This window comes from Rhizobium chutanense (assembly GCF_002531935.1).
Lineage (GTDB): Bacteria > Pseudomonadota > Alphaproteobacteria > Rhizobiales > Rhizobiaceae > Rhizobium > Rhizobium chutanense.
This window is the reverse complement of record NZ_NWSV01000040.1, coordinates 1-24,504: the sequence shown is the minus strand read 5'-3', so window position 1 is coordinate 24,504 and position 24,504 is coordinate 1. Positions and strand designations below refer to the sequence as shown.

Genomic DNA, 24,504 nt, shown 5'->3' with positions numbered 1-24,504 from the left:
GCTAAACACCGCGCCAACTCGCGACATTCCATGCGATCGGCGCGGATTTCCCAGGGAAGTCCGGGTGCGGTCGTTTTGACATGTTGCGGACGTAAATCTGAACGAGCGGTTCCAAAGACCGCATAACGAAGCCCACTTGCCGGATGGCAACTGGAATGCAAGGAGAACAGGCGTGGCACGTATCGCTGGCGTCAACATCCCGACTGCAAAGCGCGTTGTTATCGCGCTGACCTACATTCACGGGATCGGTCCGAAATTCGCACAGGAAATCGTCGAGAAGGTCGGTATCCCGGCTGAACGTCGTGTGCATCAGCTGACGGACGCCGAAGTCCTTCAGATCCGCGAAGCGATCGACCGCGACTATCAGGTCGAGGGCGATCTTCGTCGCGATACCGCGATGAACATCAAGCGCCTGATGGACCTCGGCTGCTACCGCGGCCTGCGTCATCGCCGCGGCCTTCCGGTTCGCGGCCAGCGCACGCACACCAATGCCCGCACCCGCAAGGGCCCGGCAAAGGCAATCGCTGGTAAGAAGAAGTAATTTCCGGGAAACCGGGATGGGGAGGCTGGCGGTCTGCGCCGGCCTCTTTTGAGTTTGGAGCGGGACCATATAGGCGCCGTTCCGGTGTAGCCGCTGGCATTACGGCGGTGAAGAGATCAACGAAAGGAATACCATGGCTAAGGAAGCCGTCCGCGTTCGCCGTCGCGAGCGCAAGAATATCTCGTCGGGTGTCGCTCACGTCAACTCGACCTTCAACAACACGATGATCACCATCACCGACGCGCAGGGCAATGCGATCGCCTGGTCGTCGGCTGGCGCCAAGGGCTTCAAGGGCTCGCGCAAGTCGACCCCGTTCGCCGCCCAGATCGCTGCCGAAGACTGCGCCAAAAAGGCCCAGGAGCACGGCATGAAGTCGCTGGAAGTCGAAGTCTGCGGTCCGGGTTCGGGTCGTGAATCGGCTCTGCGCGCGCTCCAGGCTGCCGGTTTCATGATTACGTCCATCCGCGACGTGACCCCGATCCCGCACAATGGCTGCCGTCCGCGCAAGAAGCGCCGCGTCTGATCATCGCTCTCGTCACTGGTGAGCGCTCGCGCGCTCCCGGTGGTTTTCAAGCTCGGTTGCCACGATTGGATGGTGGCAACGAACGGAAGGCAAACTCATGATTCAGAAGAACTGGCAGGAACTGATCAAGCCGAACAAGGTGGAGTTCTCTTCGAGCTCGCGCACCAGGGCGACGCTTGTTGCCGAACCGCTGGAGCGCGGCTTCGGCCTGACCCTCGGCAATGCGCTTCGCCGCGTTCTGCTCTCCTCGCTGCGCGGCGCTGCCGTCACGGCGGTGCAGATCGATGGCGTGCTGCATGAATTCTCCTCGATTCCGGGCGTCCGCGAAGACGTGACGGACATCGTGCTCAACATCAAGGAAATCGCCATCAAGATGGATGGCGACGACGCAAAGCGCATGGTCGTGCGCAAGCAGGGCCCGGGCGTTGTCACGGCTGGCGACATCCAGACGGTCGGCGATATCGAAATCCTCAACCCCGAGCATGTGATCTGCACGCTCGACGAGGGCGCCGAAATCCGCATGGAGTTCACCGTCAACAACGGCAAGGGTTACGTTCCGGCCGAACGCAATCGTGCGGAAGATGCTCCGATCGGTCTCATCCCGGTCGACAGCCTTTATTCGCCGGTCAAGAAGGTGTCCTACAAGGTTGAAAATACCCGCGAAGGACAGGTTCTCGACTACGACAAGCTGAACATGACCATCGAAACCGATGGCTCGATCACCGGCGAAGACGCCGTCGCTTTCGCGGCGCGCATCCTCCAGGATCAGCTTGGCGTCTTCGTCAACTTCGACGAGCCGCAGAAGGAAACCGAAGAGGAAGCAGTCACCGAACTGGCTTTCAACCCGGCTCTCCTCAAGAAGGTGGACGAACTCGAACTGTCGGTCCGTTCGGCAAACTGCCTGAAGAACGACAACATCGTCTACATCGGCGACCTCATTCAGAAGACCGAAGCAGAAATGCTCCGCACGCCGAATTTTGGTCGCAAGTCGCTGAACGAAATCAAGGAAGTTCTCGCTTCCATGGGCCTGCACCTCGGCATGGAAGTGCCGGCATGGCCGCCCGAGAACATCGAAGATCTCGCCAAGCGTTACGAAGACCAGTACTGAGAAACAAAAAGGCAGGCTTCTTACGGCTGCCTTTCCCCGTCAAACAGCAGGCCGATCGCCTGCATGTGCCAGGAAACGGCAGGCCCACTTAACGTAAGGGCACCTGCATTAAAGGAGAATAGCAATGCGCCACGCAAAGGCCGGCCGCAAGCTGAATAGAACCGCAAGCCACCGCAAGGCGATGTTCGCCAACATGGCGGCTTCGCTGATTACCCACGAGCAGATCGTCACGACCCTGCCGAAGGCCAAGGAAATCCGTCCGATCGTCGAGAAGCTCGTCACGCTCGGCAAGCGCGGCGACCTGCATGCTCGCCGTCAGGCGATCTCGCAGATCCGCGATGCCGCCGTCGTTTCGAAGCTGTTCGACACGATCGCAACGCGCTATGCCACCCGCAACGGCGGCTACCTGCGCATCATGAAGGCCGGCTTCCGCCAGGGCGACAATGCTGCCTTGGCCGTGATCGAATTCGTGGATCGCGACACCTTCGCCAAGGGCGCCGCCGACAAGGCTCGCGTCGCTGCCGAAGAACAGGCCGTCGCCGCTTAATCTTCCGCTCCGGCGGATAGAAAACAGCCGGGCTCACAAAGCCCGGCTGTTTTTATTTGTGCACTGGTCGCGGACCGCGTAGGGGAACATCGCTCGGCGACGGCAAGGAGCGCCGGCGGAGATTGAGATAGGACAGGTTCCATTGCCCGAAATCACTCAAACTCGCTCTCGGGCGCAGTTCCTGCGTCTCGCAGTCCTGCTTCTCGTCATCGCCCTCGGGCCGGCGCTCCGGCGCTTTGGTTATGCGGCCGATCTGCCCTTCGTTGTCGTCAAATATGGCGGATCGGCGCTCTGGGGCGCGATGGTCTATCTGCTCGTGGCGCTCGTCGCCGCAAAGTCACGGCGGGCAGTCATTGCTGCCATAGCGCTGTTCGTCGCGATCTCGGTGGAATTGTTCCGGCTTTATCACACGCCCTGGCTCGACGCCTTCCGGCTGACCACGGCAGGCGCGCTGCTGCTTGGGCGGATATTTTCGCTTTGGAATATGCTGGCCTATGCCATCGGCATCGCCGCGGCCTGGGCCTTTGATCCAGCACGGCGGTGATGCGTCCTCGCTGGTCGTTTACGCCTCAGATGCCGAAGCCACGGCGCGATTGCGCGATCGTCCCTTGCCCTTCTTACGGCTCCGCTCGATCGGCCGGTAGGAGCGGTAGAGGATCAGTGCGATGATCAGCCCGACATAGATATATTGCTCGAGATCGAGGATCTTGGTCGACAGCGCGAAATGCAGCGCCCCGCAGGCGGCGATGATGTAGACGAGGCGATGCAGCCAGATCCAGTTCTTGCCGAGGCGGCGGATCGAGACATTATTGGATGTCACTGCCAGCGGTGCGAGCATCGCAAGGGCGGCCATGCCGAACATGATGAAGGGGCGCTTCAGCACGTCGTTGATGACGGCATGAATGTCCATCGCCTGGTCGAGCACCATGTAGACGGTGAAATGCATCAGCGCGTAGTAGAAGGTCAGCAGGCCGAGCGCGCGGCGATAGCGCAGATAGTTCCAGCCGAAAAGCTCGCGGGCAGGGGAGACGGCGAGCGTTGCGATCAGGAAACGGATCGTCCAGATGCCGAGAAAGAGTTCGAAAGTCTTGACCGGGTCGGCGCCGAGCTGATCGGTCGCCCCGAGGTAGAAGGTCCAGGCGGCGGGCAGAAGCCCGACGACATAAAGCAGCCAGACGGAGGCGGGCTGCCAACGCTTGGGGATCGCGAGCGACAGTTCCGCCATCAGAAATTCGCCTTCAGATCCATGCCGGCATAGAGGCTCGCCACCTCGTCGGCATAGCCGTTGAAGGGCAGGGTGGGGTGGCGGCTTGCGCCGAAGAAACCGCTTTCGCCGATGCGCCTCTCGCTCGCCTGGCTCCAGCGCGGATGGTCGACGGCCGGATTGACGTTGGCGTAGAAGCCGTATTCCTGCGGATTGGTCACCTGCCAGGTATTCTTCGGCTGCTGATCGGTGAGCGTGATGCGCACGATCGACTTGATGCCCTTGAAGCCGTATTTCCACGGCACGACGAGACGGATCGGCGCACCATTCTGGTTCGGCAGCGTTTCGCCATAGAGACCGACGGCAAGCAGCGTCAGCGGATGGCGCGCCTCATCCAGGCGCAGACCTTCGACATAGGGCCAGTCGAGTGATTGGAAGAAACCCTTCTGCCCCGGCATCTCCGCCGGCCGCACCACGGTTTCGAAGGCGACATATTTGGCGCTGCCGAGCGGCTCAACCTTGTCGAGCAGCGATGCCAGCGGAAAGCCGTCCCAGGGGATGACCATCGACCAGGCCTCGACGCAGCGCATCCGATAGGTGCGTTCCTCGATCGGGAATTCCTTGACCAGCGCCTCGAGGTCGAAAGTGCCGGGCTTGTTGACCATGCCGTCGACCTTGACCGTCCAGGGCCGCGGCTTGAAATCGGCGGAATTCGCAGCGGGGTCGCCCTTGTCGAGGCCGAACTCATAAAAGTTGTTGTAGGTCGTGACGTCCTTGAGCGGCGTCGGCTTCTCGTCGACCTTGTACTTGCTCTCGACGGCGGAAAGGGCGGCGGCACTCGCCTCGCCGGCACTGTAGAGCGCCATGGCGCCAAGCGCTGCCGCGCCGAGGAATTCCCGGCGGCGCATATAGATCTGGCGTGGCGTGATCTGCGATGACGCGATCTTCGGTGGGCGATAGCTTGGCATGGCGAAACCTCCTGGGCGGATTTCTCACTATAGTTCTTAAACGAACCGCCCGCATGTGCCGACCAGTGTCTAAGCCTTGAATATTGCAGACGGGAAGCCAATTTTTTGTGTTCGGTCGTGATGGAATAGGCTGTAACAAAAACGCGCGCCGAACCGTATATCATCAATTGTGCTGAAGCGGGGCTCCGGCAGCGTACCGGATTTGACCTTGCCGGTAGTGACAGCCCCTGTCGATTGGATTAGGACAATTCCAAAAGCCAGCGTTTGCCCGGCCGGCAGGCTCCATTGCCGCTCCGCTTCGCCTGATAATTTCCGACATGTCGAGGAAGACACCGATGCCAGCTTACCGTTCCCGAACCACGACCCACGGCCGCAACATGGCAGGCGCGCGCGGCCTTTGGCGCGCCACGGGCATGAAGGATTCGGATTTCGGCAAGCCGATCATCGCGGTGGTGAATTCCTTCACCCAATTCGTGCCCGGCCACGTCCATCTGAAGGATCTCGGCCAGCTCGTCGCCCGCGAAATCGAGGCGGCCGGCGGCGTTGCCAAGGAATTCAACACCATCGCCGTCGACGACGGCATCGCCATGGGCCATGACGGCATGCTCTATTCGCTGCCCTCGCGCGAGCTTATCGCCGACAGCGTCGAATACATGGTCAATGCCCATTGCGCCGACGCCATGGTCTGCATCTCCAACTGCGACAAGATCACCCCCGGCATGCTGATGGCATCGCTGCGCCTCAATATCCCCACGGTCTTCGTCTCCGGCGGTCCGATGGAAGCCGGCAAGGTCGTGCTGCACGGCAAAACGCATGCGCTCGACCTCGTCGACGCCATGGTCGCTGCCGCCGACGACAAGGTCAGCGACGAGGACGTCAAGGTCATCGAGCGTTCGGCCTGTCCGACCTGCGGCTCCTGCTCTGGCATGTTTACCGCAAACTCGATGAACTGCCTGACGGAAGCGCTTGGCCTGTCGTTGCCCGGCAACGGCTCAACGCTGGCCACCCATGCCGACCGCAAGCGTCTCTTCGTCGAGGCCGGCCACCTGATCGTCGATCTCGCCCGCCGTTATTATGAGCAGGACGACGTCAAGGCGCTGCCGCGCACCATCGCCTCCAAGCAGGCCTTCGAGAATGCCATGGCGCTCGATATCGCCATGGGCGGTTCCACCAATACCGTCTTGCACATCCTCGCCGCCGCCCATGAAGGCGAGATCGATTTCACCATGGCCGATATCGATGCGCTGTCGCGCCGCGTGCCGTGCCTGTCGAAGGTCGCACCCGCCAAGAGCGATGTTCATATGGAAGACGTGCACCGCGCCGGCGGCATCATGTCGATCCTCGGCGAACTCGATAAGGGCGGTCTCCTGAACCGCGATTGCCCGACCGTGCATGCCGAGACGCTCGGCGACGCGATCGAGCGCTGGGACATCACCCGCACCAACAGCGACACTGTCCGCAACTTTTATCGTGCTGCTCCCGGCGGCATCCCGACTCAGGTCGCCTTCAGCCAGGAAGCTCGCTGGGACGAACTCGACACCGACCGTCAGAACGGCGTCATCCGTTCGGTCGAACATCCCTTCTCTAAGGATGGCGGCCTTGCCGTGCTCAAGGGCAACCTCGCCGTCGATGGCTGCATCGTCAAGACCGCCGGCGTCGATGAATCGATCCTGAAATTCTCCGGTCCGGCCCGCGTCTTCGAAAGCCAGGATGCCTCCGTCAAGGCGATCCTCGCCAATGAGATCAAATCAGGCGACGTCGTCGTCATCCGCTACGAAGGTCCGAAGGGCGGCCCCGGCATGCAGGAAATGCTCTATCCCACGAGCTATCTGAAGTCGAAGGGCCTGGGCAAAGCCTGCGCGCTGATCACCGATGGCCGCTTCTCCGGCGGCACGTCAGGCCTGTCGATCGGTCACGTCTCGCCGGAAGCGGCCAATGGCGGCACGATCGGGCTGGTGCGCGAAGGCGACATGATCGACATCGACATCCCCAACCGGACGATCAGCCTGCGCGTCAGCGAGACCGAACTTGCCGCCCGCCGCGCCGATCAGGAAGCCAAGGGCTGGCATCCGACGGAGGTGCGCAAGCGCAACGTCACCACCGCGCTGAAGGCCTATGCAGCCTTCGCAACGAGCGCCGATCGCGGCGCCGTGCGGGATCTGAATGCGCGCTGATTCACGGCGGCCGAAAACCTGCTGATTAAAAGTCAGCAGCTTTGCCGACCGGCCGTTTCAAAGCGGCCGGTTGATATTTTTATAGGTCTCGCCGAGCTGCTTCAGCCGCTCGTCATAGGCGGCCTTGATACAGGCGGCATCCGCCCCGCATTCTTGCCGTTTCTTCAGCCAGGCCGTCTGTTCGTCCTGCAATGTTCCGCGCGAACCCATCGCCAGCAGCCCGGAGAGCAGCTCGAAGGTCGTTACCATCTTCACGTCGGCATCGTTGAGCGCGCGGTTGTCGCAGATCGCCTTTTCGTCCGGCTTCAATTCCTTCGCGTCGCAGTCGAAGCTCGCCGCCTGCGCCATTCCGGATGCGAAGATCGAAATCGCAAAACCAAAGGCCATCATCATCGCTCTTGCCGTCATCATTCCTATATCCCTGTTGCCGCCGGTCAGACCAGCTTGCTGAGTGCCAGAGCCAGGAAGATGATGCAGGCGAGCCAGACGGCAAGGATGAAGATCAATCCGGCCCGGCCGGAAGGGCGCTCGATACGTCTTGCCGCCTCGGCGCGAAGCTCGTTCATCACCTCGGCCGGGACAAGCCGCGTCGCCAGCAGGATGCCGAGCGGCACGATGACGAGATCGTCGAGATAACCGAGCAACGGAATGAAATCGGGGATCAGATCGACGGGCGACAGCGCATAGGCGGCAACGGCGCCGGCCACCGCTTTGGCATGCCATGGCACACGCGGGTCTCGGGCGGCCAGCCAGAGCGCGACAATGTCACGCTTCAGTGACTTCGCCCAGCTTTTGGCTTTGGATATCAGTTGCATGGCCAATCTTCCTGAATCGAATTCACAATGACTTCAACCGGTTTCCAAGACGTTCCCTTGCCTTATTCTTCCATGCTTCCGCCCTCTTTCATTTCTAGCATCATGCTCTAAAACGCTGCTCAAGAGGATTCAAAAGGGATACACATGCAAGGCCTGATCAAGCGCGCCTCCGTCTCGCTATTCGCTCTCATGCTCGTTCTGCCGGCTGCGGCCGAGGCGCAGACGGCAAAGACCGTGCCCGAGAGCCAGATGCAGATGCAGCTCTCCTTCGCGCCGCTCGTCAAACAGACGTCGGGCGCCGTCGTCAATGTCTATGCGGAAAAGATCGTCCAGCGGCAGTCGCCCTTTGCCGGCGACCCCTTTTTCGAGCAGTTTTTCGGCCAGCAGATGCCGAACCGTTCGGAGAAGCAGTCTTCGCTCGGTTCCGGCGTCATCGTCGAGGCGAACGGCACCGTCGTCACCAACAATCACGTCATCGAAGGCGCCGACGACATCAAGGTGGCGCTGTCGGATGGCCGTGAATTCCCCTGCAAGGTGGTGCTGCGCGATGACCGTGTCGATCTCGCCGTGCTGAAGATCGAGACCAAGGAGAGTTTCCCAACTCTGCCGATCGGCAATTCCGATGCCGTCGAAGTCGGCGATCTCGTGCTGGCGATCGGCAACCCCTTCGGCGTCGGTCAGACGGTGACGAGCGGAATCGTCTCCGCACTTGCCCGCAACCAGGTGGTCAAAAACGAGTTCGGCTTCTTCATCCAGACCGATGCCTCGATCAATCCCGGCAATTCCGGTGGCGCCTTGATGAACATGAAGGGCGAACTGATCGGCATCAACACGGCGATCTTCTCGCGTGGCGGCGGCTCGAACGGCATCGGCTTTGCCATTCCGGCCAATCTGGTCAAGGTCTTCCTCGCCTCGGCCGATGCCGGGGTAAAAACCTTCGAGCGGCCCTATGTCGGCGCGAGCTTCGATGCCGTGACCTCTGAGGTGGCCGAAGCGCTGGGGCTCAACAAGGCGCGCGGCGCTCTGGTCGTCAAGGTTTCGGAAGGCGGGCCGGCCGCCAAGGCCGGATTGAAGGCCGGCGAAATCGTCACCGCCGTCGACGGTATATCGGTCGAACATCCGGATGCGCTGCTCTACCGCCTGACGACGGCTGGTCTCGGCAAGTCGGTCAAGCTTACCGTCGTCGAGAATGGCCGCGAGGAGCAGCTGCCGCTGACGCTCGATCGCGCCCCGGAAACCTCGCCGCGCGACCAGCGCACGATCGGCGGGCGCACGCCCTTTAGCGGCGCTGTCGTCGAAAACCTGTCGCCGCGGGTTGCCGACGAGCTGCGCATGCCGCCGGAATCCTCAGGCGTCGTCGTCTCCGAGGTGAAGGAGAATTCGCCTGCGGCCCGTCTCGGTTTCGAGCCGAAGGATATCATCGTCTCGATCAACGGCGCGGATGTGAAGACGACCAGCGAACTCTCCGAAATCGCCGATAGCGACCCCGGCCTCTGGCGGGTCGAGATCGAGCGCGACGGTCAGCGCATCCGGCAGTTCTTCCGATGAGCAACGATCTCTTCGCGCCGCGTGTTCCGGAGGAGGTGGCCGCCAGGCGGCCGCTTGCCGATCGGCTACGGCCGAAGACGCTTGCCGATGTCACCGGTCAGGAACATCTGACCGGTGAAGATGGCGTCTTGAAACGGATGATCGAAAGCGGTTCGCTCGGCTCGATGATCTTCTGGGGGCCGCCCGGCACCGGCAAGACGACGGTGGCCCGGCTGCTGTCGGGCGAGGCGGGGCTGGCCTTCGAGCAGATATCGGCGATTTTCTCAGGCGTCGCCGATCTGAAGAAGGTATTCGAGACGGCCCGCCTGCGGCGTATGGACGGCCGCCAGACGCTGCTCTTCGTCGACGAGATCCACCGTTTCAACCGTGCCCAGCAGGACAGTTTCCTGCCTGTCATGGAGGACGGCACCGTCATCCTCGTCGGCGCCACCACCGAGAACCCGTCCTTCGAGCTCAACGCCGCTTTGCTGTCGCGCGCCCGCGTGCTGACCTTCAAGTCGCATGACGAGGAGAGCCTGGAGGAATTGCTGAAGCGGGCCGAGGCGATCGAGCAGAAGCCGTTGCCGCTCACCGAAGAGGCGCGCATCAGCTTGATCCGCATGGCCGACGGCGACGGCCGTGCGGTGCTGACGTTGGCCGAAGAGGTCTGGCGTGCCGCGCGCGAGGGCGAGAGCTTCGATACCGAGGGCCTGACGCGCATCGTCCAGCGCCGCGCTCCCGTGTACGACAAGGCGCAGGACGGCCATTACAATCTGATCTCGGCGCTGCATAAGTCCGTGCGTGGTTCGGATCCGGATGCGGCTCTCTATTATCTCGCCCGCATGTTCGATGCCGGCGAGGATCCGCTCTATCTCGGCCGGCGGCTGGTGCGCATGGCGGTGGAGGATATCGGCCTTGCCGATCCGCAGGCGCTGGTGATCTGCAATGCCGCCAAGGATGCCTATGAGTATCTCGGCTCTCCGGAAGGGGAGCTGGCTTTGGCTCAGGCCTGCGTCTATCTCGCCACGGCGCCGAAATCCAACGCCGTCTACACCGCCTTCAAGGCGGCCAGCCAGGCCGCCAAGCAGAACGGTTCGCTGCTGCCGCCGAAGCATATCCTCAACGCGCCGACCAAGCTGATGAAGGGCGAAGGGTATGGCGACGGTTACCGCTACGACCACGACGAACCGGACGCCTTTTCCGGCCAGGATTATTTCCCGGAGAAGATGGGCCGGCAGACCTTCTACGATCCGCCGGAGCGCGGCTTCGAGCGCGAGATCCGCAAACGGCTGGAATGGTGGGACAAACTGCGTAAGGAGCGCAATACGCGCTGACGCGCCTGTTTGACTGGTGAACGCGGCTCAGCCGCCAAGCGCGATCGCTATGGCGACCAGAAGCAATCCGAGACCCGTCATCGTCATCCCGGCATAAAAAGGCCTGCCTCCCGAAAATTTCGCCCACGCATACCCCGTCACAAATAGCAGCATGATGAGAAACAGGTTGCTGGTTCTCAGCGCAAGATGTGCGCTGTCGATGAGAAGAAAAGGGATAACGGCCGGAATGGCGGTGGCAGAGACCAGAGCGAAGACCGCCAGTGCGGCAAACAGATCACTTTTCGAGAGGGACGTCTTCACAGGATCTGCCCTGCATGCGAGCGTCAGCAGTGATCGATAGAGCGCGTCCGCATCGGCAGCTGTTGCAGAAAACGGCGCCTCTTCGATCGGGAATTCTTTCGCGAGCATCTTGAGCGCCGCAGTCTCGCTTCCCGCGGCTTTGATTTGCCGAAAAAGGCGCAGCCGCCTGCTCCTGTAAAACGTCGTGCCCAGAATGAACAAGACGGCGTCAATGATTCCCCAGGCGACGTTGCATCCGATTGTTGCGGCGATCAATTCCTGGGCATCCAAGCCCTCTTCTTTAACAACAAGCCTCGACCCGACCGTCAATGTCAGCGCCATGATCAATCCGAAAAGAACTTCGCCGAGTGCATCGCCTGGATCGATGATATCCCTGATACGATCGATCGGGTTCGAAGTCATGGACTACCCCAGGTGATGAAGATCATTGTCTGCTGCTCCTCCCTCCGCGATCAGAGCATGAATGGGGAGCCGACCTGCAGCTGGCGACGCGGGATAAGCCTCACCACCGGAGAATTCTGACCGACGTCGCGGCCTGTTTCATTGATCGTGATCAAGATTAACACGATCGGGTGTCACGTCATCACGGTTTTTCGACTGCGCCTTCTGCGCTCGCCCTTGCGTGCCGGAAAAGTGCTGCAAAGCTCAAGAAGGGCGCGGCGTTTTCTGATTGACAGGTGCCGCGATCACCTTGACGGCGGATTCCGCCAGCCCGTGATGGCCTTCCATATCGACGACGACATGCCAGTGGCCGCTTTCGGGAACAGCGATCTTGATTGGCGATTTGCGCGCTACTCCGCCGATATATTTGAAATCGAGAACCTCGGTGAAACGCTGGAAATTCGGCGCCGTCATCAACCGGACATTGTTCACCGCATTCAACGACACCTCGACGATCGTTCCGGCGCGCTGTTCCTTGAGATCGTAATGGGTGAAGCGGAAGTTCGGTTTCGGCATCGGTCTCGTGGCGTCTGAAGTCTCTGCGCCAGGATTTTATCAGCATGCCGGTTAAGGAAAAGTTGGAATTGGCCTCATCGTTCTCCCGCCGGGCGAAAACGGCGGGAGAAACGAAGCGCCGGCTCAGAGCGCGGAGTAAACGATGTAGAGCTCTATGCAGGCGAGCACGATGCCGAAGACGATCAGCGCCCAGGCGGTGCGCTTCTCGCGCATCTGCCGGTTAGCGCGCGTGATCCTGTGCGGGCGAAAAGGGTGGAAGGTGGAGGACATGATATTTCGCATGGCGTTTGACCTTTGCAGCGGTGGCAAAAGCCTACTGCCGTTTGCGATAGGAAATCCATTCGGGGCGAAGGGCGAAAATATAGGAATGGCATAAAGGCCGATGCGAGAAGTTTCGAAGCGCGGCGTCGGAAAGCCATGACCGCCGCTGTCCTTGGCTGGCGATCCTGCCTGATCTCACTCATTGGGCCGAGCAGGTCGGAAAGTAAGTCAAGACGGCCGGGTTTCTCCCGGCCCCTTTTCTCCGCAATCAGCGGCCGCGCTGGTTTTCCCGATCCAGCTGCGTCACCAGCACCAGGATCGTTTCCGAAACCGGGGTCGGCACGGCAGTCAGACGCCCGAGCGCTGCGACCATACCGACCAGCGGCGTGATCTCGAGCGCTTTGCCGCCGATCAGATCCTGCAGCATCGATGTGCGCACGCCGCCGATATGGCGCGATTGTTCCAGCCGCTGCTCGACGGTCATGCTGAAACGTGCGCCCAGGGCCTCGCCGACGGCGCGCACTTCATTCATGACTTTGCCGACCATGGCGAAGAGCGGCGGATCCGCCATGATGTCGGTCATCAGAGCCCTGGTCAGCGCACTGATCGGATTGAAGGCGGCATTGCCCATCAGCTTGCTCCAGATTTCGTCGCGAATAACAGGCGTCCTCACGATATTGAGGCCGGCCCCGGTCAGCAGGCCGGCGATTGCCTTGAGATCGGCAGACATTTCGCCCGAGGGCTCGCCGAGCACGAAACGGCCGTTGTTGGCAAGCTGGATCTCGCCCGGATTGATCACCTCTGCGCCTTGATAGGCGACGCAGCCGATAACCCGTTCCGGCCCGATCAGCCGCCAGAGCCTGCCGCCGGGATCGAGCTCGTCGAACTGCAGCTCGGCATGCCGGCTTTCGGCATCGCGGTGAAAATACCACCACGGAATGCCGTTGAGGATCATGACGACGCGGGTGCCCTCCTTGAGCAGACCTGCAATGCCTTCGGCAGCAGGCGCCAGCTGATGTCCCTTGAGGCCGGTGATGACGAGATCCTGCGGCGGCAATGTCCCGGGATCGTCGGTCGCGGTGAGGCGGACGTTGAGCGGCCTTTCCGCGTCGGCTTCGCGCAGGCTCAGTCCTTTGTCGCGGATTGCGTCGAGATGGGTTCCACGCGCGACGACGGAGATGGTGGCGTCGGTTCCGGCTTGGTTTGCAAGCTTGACGGCGATAGCGCCGCCGAGCGCGCCGGCGCCATAGATGCAGATGGTCTTGATCGACATGCTCGCCTCTTCATCGTTATGATCATGGTCGAACTTAGAACTAAGCCATCCCCAGCTTAAGGCGAATGCGAATTTGCCCTATCGGGTTCTTTCCGAGGTGGGGCAGGCATGGCCCCATCAAGCCCGCATGCCGGCGATCGTCTGCAGCGCCTCGAAATAAACCGCCAGGTCGCGGGCCGGGTCCGCCGGGAGGGCTGCCGCACGGAACACCTTGCCTCCCGTCGCCTCGATCCCACCGTCGATCATCAGATTGTCGGCCATGCCGTGATTTTCGATCGCGATGCCGTCCGGTCCGCGGGGGCGTCCGCTCGTCTCGTCGATCTCTTGCCCCGCATACCAGATCGAGCGAACGCGCAGCCCATAGTCGTCGGGGTGGTTGCTATAGGCAAAGACCGCTTTTCCCAACGCAATCATGAAGCCGATCTCGTAGACGGTGCCCGGATCGGCACTGACGCCGCGAAAGGGAGTGACGTTGGCAAGGCAGATCTCGGCTCGACGCATGGCGTCGTCATTGCGTGCATAGATCTCGGCGGCGGTCCGCTTCACCGGCGTCTGGTTTTCGTCGCTGCCGGGCCCCGTTGGCTCGAAGCCGAACTGGCGCGCCAATCGGCGTTTTTCGGCCATGATGGGCATGGCATCCGGAAGAAAGACTTCCGGGCCCGCAAGGTAGATGGTGGTCATCGACATCCTTCACTTACGCGCGAGACGAAGCGCCGGGGTTGGGGCAGGGCGCGCAGCCCATTTCCGATGGATGCGCGGCAAATGGCAAGCCGTGTCGGCGGGCATTGGCGATTTTTTTGCGGAGCAGCCCGGTGATCCGCCGTGGACGGCCAGCCGCCGACTTTCATCCGCCGCAGCGGAGAGAATGAAAAAGCTTGAGGTTCCGGCCTGTCACCCTTTTGACTCCGGTGGACGAACCGGCCAAAGATGCCGCCATGGCCAGCATCGTCGGGAGAAGTTGATGAACGGTCGGATTTTACCAGCTGCTATTCGAAAAGCGCCCAAGCGGCTCGGATGTTTGTTTCTCGCCTTGGCCGCACTGATGCCGATCGGATCGGCAGCGGTCGGGCAGGACATCGGGCCGCAAAGTGAGGTCTCGCGTCAGCAGGTCGAAAAACTCGTCGGCCTCTGGAAGGATCATTTTGTCGGTGCCGATAGCCTGCAGCAGCGCCGAACGGCCTTTCGGACGCTGATGGAGACGATGCCGGGGCCGACACGTATCCAGCTCCGGCAGGTCGATGCCGACGGCGTCGACGCCGAGCTGATGTGGCCCGCCCGCCTGCATCACCCGATCGGCGAAAGGGTGATCCTCTATATCCACGGCGGCGGCTTTTCCGGCGGCTCCATCCGCACGCACAGCCTGCTTGCCGGCTCGCTCGCCAAGGCCGCATCCAGCGATGTTCTTCTGATCGAGTATCGGCTGACGCCCGAATATACCTATCCCGCGCAGATCAACGACGCGCTGACGGCCTATCGCTGGCTTCTCGACAACGGCTATCGCAGCGAGAACGTTGTCGTCGCCGGAGACGGCGCCGGCGGCAATATCGCGATCGAGACGGTGCTGCGGCAGAAGCAGGCGGCAAAACCGCTGCCGGCGGCCGTCATTGCGCTCAGCCCCATCACCGATCTTGCCGCGACCGGCGGATCGATGACGGCGAATGCCGATAGCGATCCCTTGATCGGCAGGGCCGCGATCGAGACCTTGCGCAAGGCCTATCTCGGCAACCGCTCTCCAACCGATCCCCAGGCATCGCCGCTTTATGCCGATATGACGGGCTTTCCGCCGCTGCTGCTGCAGGTCGGCTCCGGTGAAGCCCTGCTGGACGATACGCTGCGGCTCGCCGACAAGGCGCGCCAGGCGGGTGTGGATGTCACCACCGAGATCTGGCCGGGCATGCCGCATCAGTGGCAGCTGTTTCCATCCCTGCTCGACGATGCCGATCGCGCGAGCCAGAACATCGCCGAATTTGCGATCCGGAATTTTGCGGACAAACCGGAATAGGGGCCGGAGTAGGGCCGGAGGAGCCGGGCCGCAAAGACCGCCGCCCGAGCATCCTCCCTTTACCCATCATTGCGATGTGCCGCGCGACGACGAGGGCGCCAGAGGCCGTTCGACTTCTCGGCCGACGCTGAGCGCTTTGCGCACATTCGGCTCCAGCCGCTCGATATAGGCGTGGTCGGGCGCAGCCCCCAGCGCATCCAGCATCTTCGAGAAGAAACAGCGGGCCGCTGCCGCAGCCGTGACGTCGAAGACCTCGGCATCGCTCAACCCGTGTTTCTTCAGCCCATCTATATCCTGCTGGGTGACCGATGTCGCATCGCGCGCCACCTTGGCGGCAAAGGCCATGATGGCGCGTTCGCCGGCATCGATCGGCGCCTTCTCCGTCTCGTTGACGACAGCCGTCAGCCCGTCGCTGGTGAAGCCCTCGCGCAGCAGCACCGAGCCATGCGCCAGCATGCAATAGGAGGATTTCAGCTCCTTGGCGGCGGCCAGCGTCACCAGCTCATAGCGCCTGAGGCTCATATGGCCGCGGATACTGGAAAGCAGCGCTGCCCAATTCTCCATCACCTCCGGCCGGTGTCCGAAGGCCCGGTACATATTCGGCAGATAACCATAATTCGCCTCCGCCGACGCATACATCGACGTCGTCTTTTCGCTGGCGGATGCATTGGGGGTGTGAATGAAAGCCATGGCATGGTCCTCCTCTATAGCGAGAAGGATAGGGTAGATATGCCGGACAGCAATCCTGAAACATCAGGCAGCGTCACTGCTCGCGGAAGCGTTATCGGTTCGCTTGATCGGAAGGGTGACGGTGAAGGTCGATCCGCGCCCTCTTGCGCTTCGAACCTCTATCGAGCCGTGGTGCAGTTCGACGATCTGTTTCACCAGGTTGAGACCGATGCCCGTTCCGGCAATCCCGGTCGATGTCCCGGCGCGGAAATAGCGCTGGAACAGCCGGGGCACGTCTTCGGGATCGATTCCCACGCCGTCATCGCTGATCGAGACTTTAACGTTTTCCATCTCCTCCCATGCCGTGACGCGAATTTCAGAGGTTCCGGGCGCGTATTTGACGGCATTGGACAGCAGGTTGGTAAAGACCTGCGCCAAAGTGCGGGGATCGGCGTCGATGAACTCCGGCAGCCCATCGATGTCGAGCACAAAGGCGTGTGTCTTGGCGATCGTCGACTGCCGCTCGCAACAGCTTCTGATCAGCGATCTCAACGCGCAGGCATCGTAGCTGATGTCGATCTTGCCGGTGTCGAGGCGCCCGGCCGACAGGATGCTCTCCATGAGATCGACGATCCGGTTCACCGATGCGCGGATCTGGTCGACCTTGTCACCGAGAAATTCGGGTTCGACTGCCCCTCTTTTGCGCAACAGCCGCTGGGCCGCCGCGTCGATAATGGCGAGCGGGGTCCTGAATTCATGCGATGCCATCGCCACGAACTGCCGTTGCAATTCGTTGATGTTGCGCTCCTGCGCCAGCATTCGCTCGAGTTCCCGCGCCTGGCGCTCGACCTCGGCCGTGCGGCTCTGCACCGTCGTTTCGAGCTGATCGTGATGCCGGCGCAGTTCTTCCGCAAGTCGCACCGTCTTGGTGACGTCTTCGTGGGTGGCCACGTAACCACCGTTTTGCATCGGATTATGGGTGATCTTGATGACGCGGCCATCGGTGAGCACGATATTCTGGCTGGCCACAGCACCGCGTGCCGTCGCTTCGAAGACGACGTCGAAATAGGTCGCGGTGTCGGCCGGGCCATTGCCCTCGCGGCTGCGAAAGGCCAGGATATCGACCAGCGGCGTCCCTGGTTGCGTCAGCAAATCCGGCAGATTGTACATCCGTGCATAGGACGGGTTGCACAGGATCAGGTTCTTTTTCGAATCGAACATGCACAGCCCATGCGGCATGTTGCGGAGGGCCGCGTCGAACCGGTGGTGTTGTTCGGTGAGACTGTCTTCGACGCGGATGAGGGTAGAGATGTCTTCATAGCTCAGGATCCAGCCTCCATCCTTCGACGGGGTTGAGGTCAATGAGACCATCCGTCCGTCGGAAAGCGCAAACTGGGACGTGTGTGGTCTGCCGGTCGTCGACGTCAGGCACGCCGCTGCGCGGCAATCGGCGGCGCCCGGCAACCCGTCGATAGTCATTCCTCTGCTGACGGCTCCATCCGCAAGCCCGAGAATTTCGAGCGTGCGGGCGTTGAAAGCCGTCACCCTATTGGCAGGATCAAGCAGAACAATGCCCTGCGGCAGGTTCTCCAGAATGGATTCAAACGAATGTGGCATCATCCGGCCCTGCTTCAGATCTGGCGCGTTGCACGTATGCGTAGCATTCGTCAGAAACGATAAAGTTTCGCTAATGGTCTGCAGAAGCTCCTCTACGGAAACTTGGAGACAGGTCATCGGCCACTCGCTCGAGGCGACTACCGATGGCAAAAATGTGCCTCGTCCAGCTCGCTTTTTGTCGGTCGAAAATATCGAACGATGTCGCTCGGTTGAGGTCGATTTTTAGAACGTTCCAATTTTTTAGAGAAGGATCAAGCGGCAAAGACAAAGAAATAGGTCAACAAAAATGGAGTTTAATAATATCTCATTTAGATTCCGCTTGACAGAATTGGAACGTTCCAAATAATTACCCACAAATCGACGTCGTGGTCGGGAGGGAAAATGACAAAGGCGCGGGTGACCGTCATTGATATCGCGAAGGCCGCCGGCGTTTCGAAGTCGACGGTGTCGCTGGTGCTTCAGGGCTCGTCCCTGGTCAATGAGGCGACGCGCGCCAAGGTCAATGCCGTGATGCGCGAACTCGGCTACGTCTATAATCGCGGCGCCGCCAATCTTCGCCAGGCCGGCGCCAAGTCGCGGATTATCGGGGTCGTCGTCAACGACCTGACGAACAGCTTCTTTGCGGAGCTGGCGGTCGGCGTCGATATGGTCGTTCAGTCGGCCGGCTTCGTGCAGTTCCTGTCGAACACCGGCGAGAGCATCGACCGGCAGCGGGAGGTTGTCGCGTCGATGCGGGAGCACGGCATTTCCGGCCTCATCGTCTCACCGGCCCGCGCCACCGATGCCGCAGACTTCAAGCCGCTCGTTGCGGCCGGCATTCCGGTGGTGGTCGTCGTGCGAAACCTGCCCGGCGCCAAGGTCTCGTCGATCGTCTCCGACAACCGGGCTGGCATGATGTCGGCCGTCAAGCATCTGGCGGCGCTCGGCCACAAGCGTATCGCTTTTCTCGGCGGCTTTCCCGACACCGCCGTCTTCGACGACAGGCTTGCCGGCTACCGAAGCGGCATGGAGGCGGCCGGGCTCGACTATCACGAAGAACTGGTCATCGCGGCGGCACCTTCGCGCGCCGGCGGGGTGGAGGCGATCGGCAAAGCGATTGCTCTCGGCCGTCGGCCGACCGCGGCCGTTTGCTTCAACGATGCCGTCGCCTTCGGTGTCTGCGATGGATTGCGCGCGCGCCGTCTGGAGCCTGGCGCCGACTTCGCCGTGGTGGGTTTCGACGACGTCATCGAGGCTCAGGCAGCGGTCCCCGCGCTGACGACGGTCTCGGTCGATCCGCAGGGCATCGGGCGCCGCGGCGCACAGATGCTGCTCAAGCAGATCAATGCCGGCAAGGCCGAGGCGGAGACGGTGACGACAGCCGTGCGGCTGGTCGTTCGCGAGAGCTGCGGCGCCGGCAAGGCCGCGCCGGTGAGGACCGGCAAAAGCGTAAAATCGAAACAGGACGCTGAGTAATGCCCATGCAGAAGCATCTCACCCCAGCCGAAGCGGCAGCGCTGATTCCGGATGGCGCCGTCGTCACGGTCTCGTCTTCGAGCGGTCTCGGTTGCCCTGATCTCATGCTGAAGGCGATTGGCGAACGCTTCGATGCGACCAGCCATCCCAAGGATATCACTACCCTTCATCCGATTGCCGCCGGCGACATGAGCGGCATCAAGGGCGTCGACTACATCGCCAAAAAGGGGCTGCTGAAGCGCATTATCGGCGGTTCCTATCCCTCAGGGCCGTCATCTTCCGAGCCGCCGCTGATCTGGCGGATGATCACCGACAACGAAATCCCGGCCTACAACATCCCCTCCGGCATTCTGTTCGATATCCATCGCGAAGCCGCCGCCAAGCGGCCGGGCGTCCTGACCAAGATCGGCATCGACACCTTCGTCGATCCCCGGCGGCAGGGCTGCGCGATGAACGGCCTGGCGTCGGAACATCCGGTGGTCAAGCGCGTCAGCTTCGAGGGCGACGACTGGCTATTCTTTCCTGCGATCGTTCCTCAGGTCGCCATCATCCGCGCCACCACCGCCGACGAGCGCGGCAACCTAACTTACGAACAAGAAGGCGCCTATCTCGGCGGCCTCGATCAGGCGCTGGCCGCCCGCAATAATGGCGGCATCGTCATCGCCCAGGTCAAGCGGATCACCAAGGAGGGTTCGCTGAAGCCGCATGACGTCCGCGTGCCCGGAATGCTGGTCGATTATATCGTCGTCGATCCCGAACAGAAGCAGACGACGCAGACGCAGTACGATCCGGCGATATCAGGGGAAATCTTCCGCCCGCTCGATAGCTTCAGCGTTCCGGAGTTCAATGTTCAGAAAGTCATTGCGCGTCGCGTCGCGCAGGAGCTTCAAGCCGGAAGCTGCGTCAATCTCGGCTTCGGCATCTCGGCCAACGTGCCGCGCATTCTGCTGGAGGAGGGGCTCCACGGTACGGTCACCTGGGTCATCGAGCAGGGCGCTGTCGGCGGCGTGCCGCTGCTCGACTTCGCCTTCGGCTGCGCCTCCAATGCCGACGCCTATATGCCGTCTCCCTATCAGTTCACCTATTTCCAAGGGGCAGGCTTCGATGCATCGCTGCTCTCCTTCCTCGAGATCGGCAGGGACGGTTCGGTCAACGTCTCCAAGCTTTCCTTCCGGCCGCATGTGACGGCCGGCGCCGGCGGTTTCGTCGACATCACGGCGCGGGCAAAGAAGATCGTCTTCTCCGGCATGTTCAACGCCGGCGCAAAGCTTTCGATCGCCGATGGCGCCCTTCTGATCGAGAGGGAAGGCAAGCTGAAGAAGCTGGTGAACGAGGTCGAACACGTCACTTTCAGCGGCAGGCGGGCGATCGAGCAGGGGCAGGATATTGCCTATGTCACCGAGCGGTGCGTGATGAAGCTGACGCCCGATGGCATCGTCCTCACCGAGATCGCCCCTGGCGTCGATCTCCAATCCCACATCCTCGATCAGTCGGAGTTTCCATTGATCGTTGCGCCTGATCTGAAGGTGATGGACGCCGCGCTCTTCGCGGAGGCAGCGATCGGCCTGTCGCTTCCCGCCAAAAGGGCACGGACGCTGGAGGGCAGCTTCCATGGCTAGCGGAACGGTTAAGGTCGATATCGAAGGCCACGTCGCGACGCTGACGATTTCTCGTCCGGAGAAGCTGAACGCGCTCGATCTCGACATGCTGAAGGCCCTGGCGGACGCGGCCGACGCGGTGGAGGCGAACGCCAATGTGCGCGCTGCCATTCTGACCGGCGAAGGAAAGGGCTTTTCCGCCGGCGGCGATATCAAGGCCTGGGGCGGAATGCTGCCGCAGGAATTCGGTCATCTCTGGGTTCGCCACGGCCACCGCATCTTCGAAAGACTGGCGACGCTCAGGGTGCCGCTGGTCGCGGCCCTGAACGGCCACGCCCTCGGAGGTGGGCTTGAGCTTGCAGGTGTCGCCGACATTCGCCTCGCCGAGCAGCACATCAAGATCGGCCTGCCGGAGACCGGCCTTGGCATGGTGCCGGGCTGGTCCGGGACCCAGCGTCTCGTGCGCCGGTTCGGCGCGCAGGTCGTCCGGCGCATGGCGCTCGGCGGCGAAATATTCACCGCCGAGGAAGCGCGCCTGCTCGGGATCGTCGATGCGGTTGTGCCAACAGGACATTCGCTGACTGCCGCAAGAGAGTATGCCGAGCGCATTGCCGCACGGGGGCCGGCGGCCATCGAGATTGCCAAGTTGATGATCGCATCGGCGAACGGCGAAGACAATGGAACCGCGGTCGAAGCCCTGGGCTCGATCCTCGCCGCCAAGACCGGCGATCTGAAAGAGGGCGTCGCATCGTTCAGCGACAAGCGCCCGGCAACATTCAAGGGAGAATGGTAATGACGGTCCTCGTCAACCCCACCGCACTGAGCAACCACAAAGCGCGTGATTTCAGGATGCTCATCGACGGCAAATGGGAGGCCGGCGCCGCCGATCCGATCGAGCGTGTCGCGCCGAGCCACGGCGTCGTGGTCAGCCGCTTCCCCACAGGCAGTAAGGCGGATGCCGAACGCGCCATCGCTGCGGCACGCAAGGCCTTCGATCTCGGGCCATGGCCGCGGATGACCGCGTCCGAACGCTCCGCCATCCTGCTCAAGGCAGCCGACCTGATCGCCGCACGCGCGGAAGAACTGGCGTTTCTCGATGCGATCGAGGCAGGCAAACCCGTCACACAGGTACGGGGAGAAATTGCCGGCTCAGTCGACATATGGCGGTACGCCGCTGCTCTCGCACGCGATCTTCACGGCGAAAGCTACAATGCGCTCGGTGACGGCACGCTCGGCGTCGTGCTGCGCGAAGCGATCGGCGTGGTCTCGATCATCACCCCTTGGAATTTTCCCTTCCTGATCGTCGGCCAGAAGCTGCCCTTCGCCTTGGCCGCCGGCTGCACCGCCGTCGTCAAGCCCTCGGAACTGACCTCGGGATCGACGCTGGTGTTGGGCGAGATCCTGCAGCAGGCCGGCATTCCGGACGGCGTCGTCAATATTGTCACCGGCAGGGGACCGGAGGTCGGCGCGGTGATGACGGCCCATCCCGACGTCGACATGGTGTCCTTCACCGGCTCGACCGGTGTGGGAAAGCTGACCATGTCGAATGCCGCGCAGACGCTGAAGAAGGTCTCGCTGGAACTCGGCGGCAAGAACCCGCAGATCGTCTTCCCCGATGCCGATCTCGAAGCCTTCATCGATGCCGCGGTCTTCGGCGCCTACTTCAATGCCGGCGAGTGCTGCAATGCCGGCTCACGGCTGATCCTTCACAAGTCGATCGCTTCCGACGTCGTCAAGCGGATTGCCGAATTGTCGAAGGCGGTGAAGGTCGGCGACCCGCTCGATCCTTCGACGCAGGTCGGCGCGATCATCACGCCGCAGCATCTGGAAAAGATCTCCGGCTATGTCGCCGGTGCCAGGAGCAATGGCGCGAAGGTTGCGCATGGCGGCGAGAGGCTCGACCTCGGCATGGGGCAGTTCATGTCGCCGACGATCATCGAAGCGGTGACACCCGATATGGCGGTGGCGCGCGAGGAAGTCTTCGGTCCGGTGCTTTCCGTCCTGACATTCGAAACAACTGCCGAGGCGATCCAGATCGCCAATTCCATCGATTATGGCCTGTCGGCCGGTGTCTGGAGCCGCGATTTCGATACCTGCCTGACGATCGGCCGGTCGGTGCGGGCGGGAACGGTCTGGATGAACACCTTCATGGACGGCGCCTCGGAGCTTCCCTTCGGCGGCTACAAGCAGAGCGGCCTCGGCCGCGAACTCGGCCGCCATGCGGTCGAGGACTACACGGAGACCAAGACGCTGAACATGCATATCGGCAAGCGCACCAATTGGTGGATGCCGAGAACCTAAGGCCGGCTTAACCGGCAATGAAACTACGCCTGAGGAGGGCGGGTGATCGGATGCGGGAATGGTTCCGCATCTTCCAAATGGAACTGGGAGGTTCTTCGATGAATAGGTTTTTGACCACGACTGCCGTGATCGCATTGGCTGTGGCCGGCGCGCATGTGTCCGCGCGCGCTGCCGACGTGAAGGAAGTTCAGATGCTGCACTGGTGGACGTCTGGCGGCGAGGCGGCGGCCTTGAACGTTCTGAAGCAGGATCTGTCGAAGGAAGGTTTTGCCTGGAAGGACGTTCCGGTGGCCGGCGGCGGCGGTGACGCGGCAATGACGGCGCTGAAGGCGATGGTGGCGGCCGGCACCTATCCGACAGCCTCGCAGATGCTGGGCTATACCGTGCTCGATTATGCCCAAGCCGGCGTCATGGGCGACCTGACGGAGACGGCGAAGAAGGAAGGCTGGGACAAGTCGGTGCCGGCAGCCCTGCAGAAGTTCTCGGTCTATGACGGCAAGTGGGTGGCGGCCCCGGTCAACGTCCACTCGGTCAACTGGCTGTGGATCAACAAGGCTGTCATGGACAAGATCGGCGGCAGTGAGCCGAAGAGCTTCGACGATCTGATTGCCCTGCTCGACAAGGCGAAGGCGGCAGGCGTCATCCCGTTGGCGCTCGGCGGCCAGAACTGGCAGGAAGCGACGATGTTCGATTCCATCGTGCTGTCGACCGGCGGACCGGAGTTCTACAAGAAGGCCTTCAACGACCTCGACGAGGCGTCGCTGAAGTCGGACACGATGAAGAAGTCCTTCGACAATCTGGCGAAGATCGTCAAATATGTCGATCCGAACTTCTCCGGCCGCGACTGGAACCTGGCCACCGCCATGGTCATCAAGGGTGATGCGCTGGTGCAGGTGATGGGCGACTGGGCCAAGGGCGAATTCGTCGCCGCCAAGAAGACCCCGGATAAAGACTTCCTCTGCTACCGCTTCCCCGGCACCGACGGCAGCGTGATCTACAACTCCGACATGTTCGGCATGTTCAACGTCCCCGACGACCGCAAGGCCGCCCAGGTGGCACTGGCGACGGCGACGCTGTCGAAGAGCTTCCAGTCGGCCTTCAACGTCGTCAAGGGCTCGGTTCCGGCTCGTACCGACGTTCCCGACACCGACTTCGACGCCTGCGGCAAGAAGGGCATCGCCGACCTGAAGGCGGCCAACGAGGGCGGCACGCTGTTCGGTTCGCTGGCCCAGGGCTACGGCGCGCCTCCGGCAATCGCCAATGCCTATAAGGACGTCGTCTCGAAGTTCGTCCACGGCCAGATCAAGAGCTCGGACGAAGCCGTCACCCA

General features: G+C 61.8%; 25 protein-coding genes. 14 read left to right on the top strand and 11 right to left on the bottom strand.

What is annotated here, in order from left to right:
* Positions 1-172 precede the first annotated feature (172 nt).
* From rpsM to CO666_RS31080, 5 genes are all read left to right on the top strand, one after another.
* Positions 173-541 (top strand): 30S ribosomal protein S13, encoded by a 369-nt coding sequence (gene rpsM / locus CO666_RS31100; RefSeq protein WP_003573772.1) that lies wholly within the window; start codon positions 173-175, stop codon positions 539-541.
* Between the two features lie 133 nt (positions 542-674).
* Complete coding sequence (rpsK, locus tag CO666_RS31095; RefSeq protein ID WP_003547577.1) at positions 675-1,064, top strand: 30S ribosomal protein S11; 390 nt, start codon at positions 675-677, stop codon at positions 1,062-1,064.
* A 97-nt stretch (positions 1,065-1,161) separates the two neighbouring features.
* Entirely contained in the window at positions 1,162-2,172 is a 1,011-nt protein-coding gene (locus tag CO666_RS31090) for a DNA-directed RNA polymerase subunit alpha (RefSeq protein ID WP_003547579.1), read from the top strand.
* A gap of 124 nt (positions 2,173-2,296) precedes the next feature.
* Positions 2,297-2,719 (top strand): 50S ribosomal protein L17, encoded by a 423-nt coding sequence (gene rplQ, locus CO666_RS31085; RefSeq protein WP_085736921.1) that lies wholly within the window; start codon positions 2,297-2,299, stop codon positions 2,717-2,719.
* Positions 2,720-2,861: 142 nt separating this feature from the next.
* Complete coding sequence (locus CO666_RS31080; protein WP_097615807.1) at positions 2,862-3,263, top strand: ribosomal maturation YjgA family protein; 402 nt, start codon at positions 2,862-2,864, stop codon at positions 3,261-3,263.
* A gap of 18 nt (positions 3,264-3,281) precedes the next feature.
* Here CO666_RS31080 and msrQ read toward each other — a convergent pair whose 3' ends face one another.
* Together msrQ and msrP are read right to left on the bottom strand one after the other, a co-directional pair.
* Positions 3,282-3,944, bottom strand: a complete 663-nt coding sequence (gene msrQ, locus CO666_RS31075) for a protein-methionine-sulfoxide reductase heme-binding subunit MsrQ (protein WP_097615806.1) — start codon at positions 3,942-3,944, stop codon at positions 3,282-3,284.
* Complete coding sequence (gene msrP, locus CO666_RS31070) at positions 3,944-4,891, bottom strand: protein-methionine-sulfoxide reductase catalytic subunit MsrP (RefSeq protein ID WP_097615805.1); 948 nt, start codon at positions 4,889-4,891, stop codon at positions 3,944-3,946. The genes msrQ and msrP overlap by 1 nt, the downstream gene beginning before the upstream one ends.
* 335 nt (positions 4,892-5,226) lie before the next feature.
* Between msrP and ilvD the strand changes: the two genes are divergently transcribed.
* Positions 5,227-7,065, top strand: coding sequence for a dihydroxy-acid dehydratase (gene ilvD / locus CO666_RS31065; protein WP_097615804.1), 1,839 nt, complete (start codon positions 5,227-5,229; stop codon positions 7,063-7,065).
* A gap of 57 nt (positions 7,066-7,122) precedes the next feature.
* Here ilvD and CO666_RS31060 read toward each other — a convergent pair whose 3' ends face one another.
* Positions 7,123-7,476 (bottom strand): lysozyme inhibitor LprI family protein, encoded by a 354-nt coding sequence (locus CO666_RS31060; protein ID WP_097615803.1) that lies wholly within the window; start codon positions 7,474-7,476, stop codon positions 7,123-7,125.
* A gap of 23 nt (positions 7,477-7,499) precedes the next feature.
* Positions 7,500-7,880 carry a YkvA family protein gene (locus CO666_RS31055; protein ID WP_097615802.1) on the bottom strand — a complete coding sequence of 127 codons (381 nt, stop codon included), beginning with the start codon at positions 7,878-7,880 and terminating at the stop codon, positions 7,500-7,502.
* A 144-nt stretch (positions 7,881-8,024) separates the two neighbouring features.
* Here CO666_RS31055 and CO666_RS31050 point away from each other — a divergent pair, with 144 nt between their 5' ends.
* Positions 8,025-9,428, top strand: a complete 1,404-nt coding sequence (locus tag CO666_RS31050; RefSeq protein ID WP_097615801.1) for a DegQ family serine endoprotease — start codon at positions 8,025-8,027, stop codon at positions 9,426-9,428.
* Positions 9,425-10,741 carry a replication-associated recombination protein A gene (locus CO666_RS31045; protein ID WP_097615800.1) on the top strand — a complete coding sequence of 439 codons (1,317 nt, stop codon included), beginning with the start codon at positions 9,425-9,427 and terminating at the stop codon, positions 10,739-10,741. Before CO666_RS31050 ends, CO666_RS31045 begins: the two co-directional genes overlap by 4 nt.
* Positions 10,742-10,768: 27 nt before the next feature.
* Here CO666_RS31045 and CO666_RS31040 read toward each other — a convergent pair whose 3' ends face one another.
* The 5 genes from CO666_RS31040 to CO666_RS31025 all read right to left on the bottom strand — a co-directional run bounded on the left by CO666_RS31040 (position 10,769) and on the right by CO666_RS31025 (position 14,213).
* On the bottom strand, positions 10,769-11,443 hold the full coding sequence (locus CO666_RS31040; RefSeq protein ID WP_097615799.1) for a VIT1/CCC1 transporter family protein: 675 nt from the start codon (positions 11,441-11,443) through the stop codon (positions 10,769-10,771).
* Between the two features lie 243 nt (positions 11,444-11,686).
* Positions 11,687-11,998 carry a DUF1883 domain-containing protein gene (locus tag CO666_RS31035; RefSeq protein ID WP_097615798.1) on the bottom strand — a complete coding sequence of 104 codons (312 nt, stop codon included), beginning with the start codon at positions 11,996-11,998 and terminating at the stop codon, positions 11,687-11,689.
* Positions 11,999-12,121: 123 nt separating this feature from the next.
* On the bottom strand, positions 12,122-12,280 hold the full coding sequence (locus CO666_RS34350) for a hypothetical protein (protein ID WP_179869791.1): 159 nt from the start codon (positions 12,278-12,280) through the stop codon (positions 12,122-12,124).
* 247 nt (positions 12,281-12,527) lie between these two features.
* On the bottom strand, positions 12,528-13,532 hold the full coding sequence (locus CO666_RS31030; protein WP_097615797.1) for a ketopantoate reductase family protein: 1,005 nt from the start codon (positions 13,530-13,532) through the stop codon (positions 12,528-12,530).
* Positions 13,533-13,649: 117 nt separating this feature from the next.
* A complete protein-coding gene (locus CO666_RS31025; protein WP_097615796.1) occupies positions 13,650-14,213 on the bottom strand; it encodes a nucleoside 2-deoxyribosyltransferase in 564 nt (187 codons plus the stop codon).
* A 349-nt stretch (positions 14,214-14,562) separates the two neighbouring features.
* On the opposite strand from CO666_RS31025, the gene CO666_RS31020 reads away from it, so the two are divergent.
* Positions 14,563-15,534: an alpha/beta hydrolase gene (locus CO666_RS31020; RefSeq protein WP_179869792.1), complete on the top strand. Its 972-nt coding sequence runs from the start codon at positions 14,563-14,565 to the stop codon at positions 15,532-15,534.
* 66 nt (positions 15,535-15,600) lie between these two features.
* Here CO666_RS31020 and CO666_RS31015 read toward each other — a convergent pair whose 3' ends face one another.
* Together CO666_RS31015 and CO666_RS31010 are read right to left on the bottom strand one after the other, a co-directional pair.
* Positions 15,601-16,224, bottom strand: coding sequence for a carboxymuconolactone decarboxylase family protein (locus CO666_RS31015; protein WP_010063646.1), 624 nt, complete (start codon positions 16,222-16,224; stop codon positions 15,601-15,603).
* Between the two features lie 63 nt (positions 16,225-16,287).
* Positions 16,288-17,823 carry a sensor histidine kinase gene (locus tag CO666_RS31010; protein ID WP_097615794.1) on the bottom strand — a complete coding sequence of 512 codons (1,536 nt, stop codon included), beginning with the start codon at positions 17,821-17,823 and terminating at the stop codon, positions 16,288-16,290.
* A gap of 378 nt (positions 17,824-18,201) precedes the next feature.
* Between CO666_RS31010 and CO666_RS31005 the strand changes: the two genes are divergently transcribed.
* The 5 genes from CO666_RS31005 to CO666_RS30985 form a co-directional block, all read left to right on the top strand.
* Positions 18,202-19,275 (top strand): LacI family DNA-binding transcriptional regulator, encoded by a 1,074-nt coding sequence (locus tag CO666_RS31005; protein WP_097615793.1) that lies wholly within the window; start codon positions 18,202-18,204, stop codon positions 19,273-19,275.
* 5 nt (positions 19,276-19,280) lie between these two features.
* Positions 19,281-20,894, top strand: a complete 1,614-nt coding sequence (locus CO666_RS31000; RefSeq protein ID WP_097615812.1) for an acyl CoA:acetate/3-ketoacid CoA transferase — start codon at positions 19,281-19,283, stop codon at positions 20,892-20,894.
* The gene (locus tag CO666_RS30995; RefSeq protein WP_097615792.1) at positions 20,887-21,666 is read left to right on the top strand and encodes an enoyl-CoA hydratase/isomerase family protein; all 780 of its coding nucleotides are present in this window, start codon (positions 20,887-20,889) and stop codon (positions 21,664-21,666) included. The genes CO666_RS31000 and CO666_RS30995 overlap by 8 nt, the downstream gene beginning before the upstream one ends.
* Entirely contained in the window at positions 21,666-23,174 is a 1,509-nt protein-coding gene (locus tag CO666_RS30990) for an aldehyde dehydrogenase family protein (protein WP_097615791.1), read from the top strand. Before CO666_RS30995 ends, CO666_RS30990 begins: the two co-directional genes overlap by 1 nt.
* A gap of 98 nt (positions 23,175-23,272) precedes the next feature.
* The coding region (locus CO666_RS30985; protein ID WP_143540399.1) for an ABC transporter substrate-binding protein at positions 23,273-24,504 on the top strand (1,232 nt) is incomplete at its 3' end.

Excerpts from the sequence above, each read along its gene's own strand:
- CO666_RS31010 (WP_097615794.1), bottom strand. The coding sequence starts at position 17,823 with ATGATGCCACATTCGTTTGAATCCATTCTGGAGAACCTGCCGCAGGGC.
- CO666_RS30990 (WP_097615791.1), top strand. The coding sequence starts at position 21,666 with ATGACGGTCCTCGTCAACCCCACCGCACTGAGCAACCACAAAGCGCGT.
- CO666_RS31000 (WP_097615812.1), top strand. The coding sequence starts at position 19,281 with ATGCAGAAGCATCTCACCCCAGCCGAAGCGGCAGCGCTGATTCCGGAT.
- CO666_RS31025 (WP_097615796.1), bottom strand. The coding sequence starts at position 14,213 with ATGACCACCATCTACCTTGCGGGCCCGGAAGTCTTTCTTCCGGATGCC.
- CO666_RS31090 (WP_003547579.1), top strand. The coding sequence starts at position 1,162 with ATGATTCAGAAGAACTGGCAGGAACTGATCAAGCCGAACAAGGTGGAG.
- CO666_RS34350 (WP_179869791.1), bottom strand. The coding sequence starts at position 12,280 with ATGCGAAATATCATGTCCTCCACCTTCCACCCTTTTCGCCCGCACAGG.
- CO666_RS31015 (WP_010063646.1), bottom strand. The coding sequence starts at position 16,224 with ATGGCTTTCATTCACACCCCCAATGCATCCGCCAGCGAAAAGACGACG.
- CO666_RS30995 (WP_097615792.1), top strand. The coding sequence starts at position 20,887 with ATGGCTAGCGGAACGGTTAAGGTCGATATCGAAGGCCACGTCGCGACG.
- rplQ (WP_085736921.1), top strand. The coding sequence starts at position 2,297 with ATGCGCCACGCAAAGGCCGGCCGCAAGCTGAATAGAACCGCAAGCCAC.
- msrP (WP_097615805.1), bottom strand. The coding sequence starts at position 4,891 with ATGCCAAGCTATCGCCCACCGAAGATCGCGTCATCGCAGATCACGCCA.
- CO666_RS31055 (WP_097615802.1), bottom strand. The coding sequence starts at position 7,880 with ATGCAACTGATATCCAAAGCCAAAAGCTGGGCGAAGTCACTGAAGCGT.
- ilvD (WP_097615804.1), top strand. The coding sequence starts at position 5,227 with ATGCCAGCTTACCGTTCCCGAACCACGACCCACGGCCGCAACATGGCA.
- CO666_RS31040 (WP_097615799.1), bottom strand. The coding sequence starts at position 11,443 with ATGACTTCGAACCCGATCGATCGTATCAGGGATATCATCGATCCAGGC.
- CO666_RS31050 (WP_097615801.1), top strand. The coding sequence starts at position 8,025 with ATGCAAGGCCTGATCAAGCGCGCCTCCGTCTCGCTATTCGCTCTCATG.
- CO666_RS31030 (WP_097615797.1), bottom strand. The coding sequence starts at position 13,532 with ATGTCGATCAAGACCATCTGCATCTATGGCGCCGGCGCGCTCGGCGGC.
- rpsK (WP_003547577.1), top strand. The coding sequence starts at position 675 with ATGGCTAAGGAAGCCGTCCGCGTTCGCCGTCGCGAGCGCAAGAATATC.
- CO666_RS31035 (WP_097615798.1), bottom strand. The coding sequence starts at position 11,998 with ATGCCGAAACCGAACTTCCGCTTCACCCATTACGATCTCAAGGAACAG.
- CO666_RS31060 (WP_097615803.1), bottom strand. The coding sequence starts at position 7,476 with ATGATGACGGCAAGAGCGATGATGATGGCCTTTGGTTTTGCGATTTCG.
- msrQ (WP_097615806.1), bottom strand. The coding sequence starts at position 3,944 with ATGGCGGAACTGTCGCTCGCGATCCCCAAGCGTTGGCAGCCCGCCTCC.
- CO666_RS31005 (WP_097615793.1), top strand. The coding sequence starts at position 18,202 with ATGACAAAGGCGCGGGTGACCGTCATTGATATCGCGAAGGCCGCCGGC.
- CO666_RS31045 (WP_097615800.1), top strand. The coding sequence starts at position 9,425 with ATGAGCAACGATCTCTTCGCGCCGCGTGTTCCGGAGGAGGTGGCCGCC.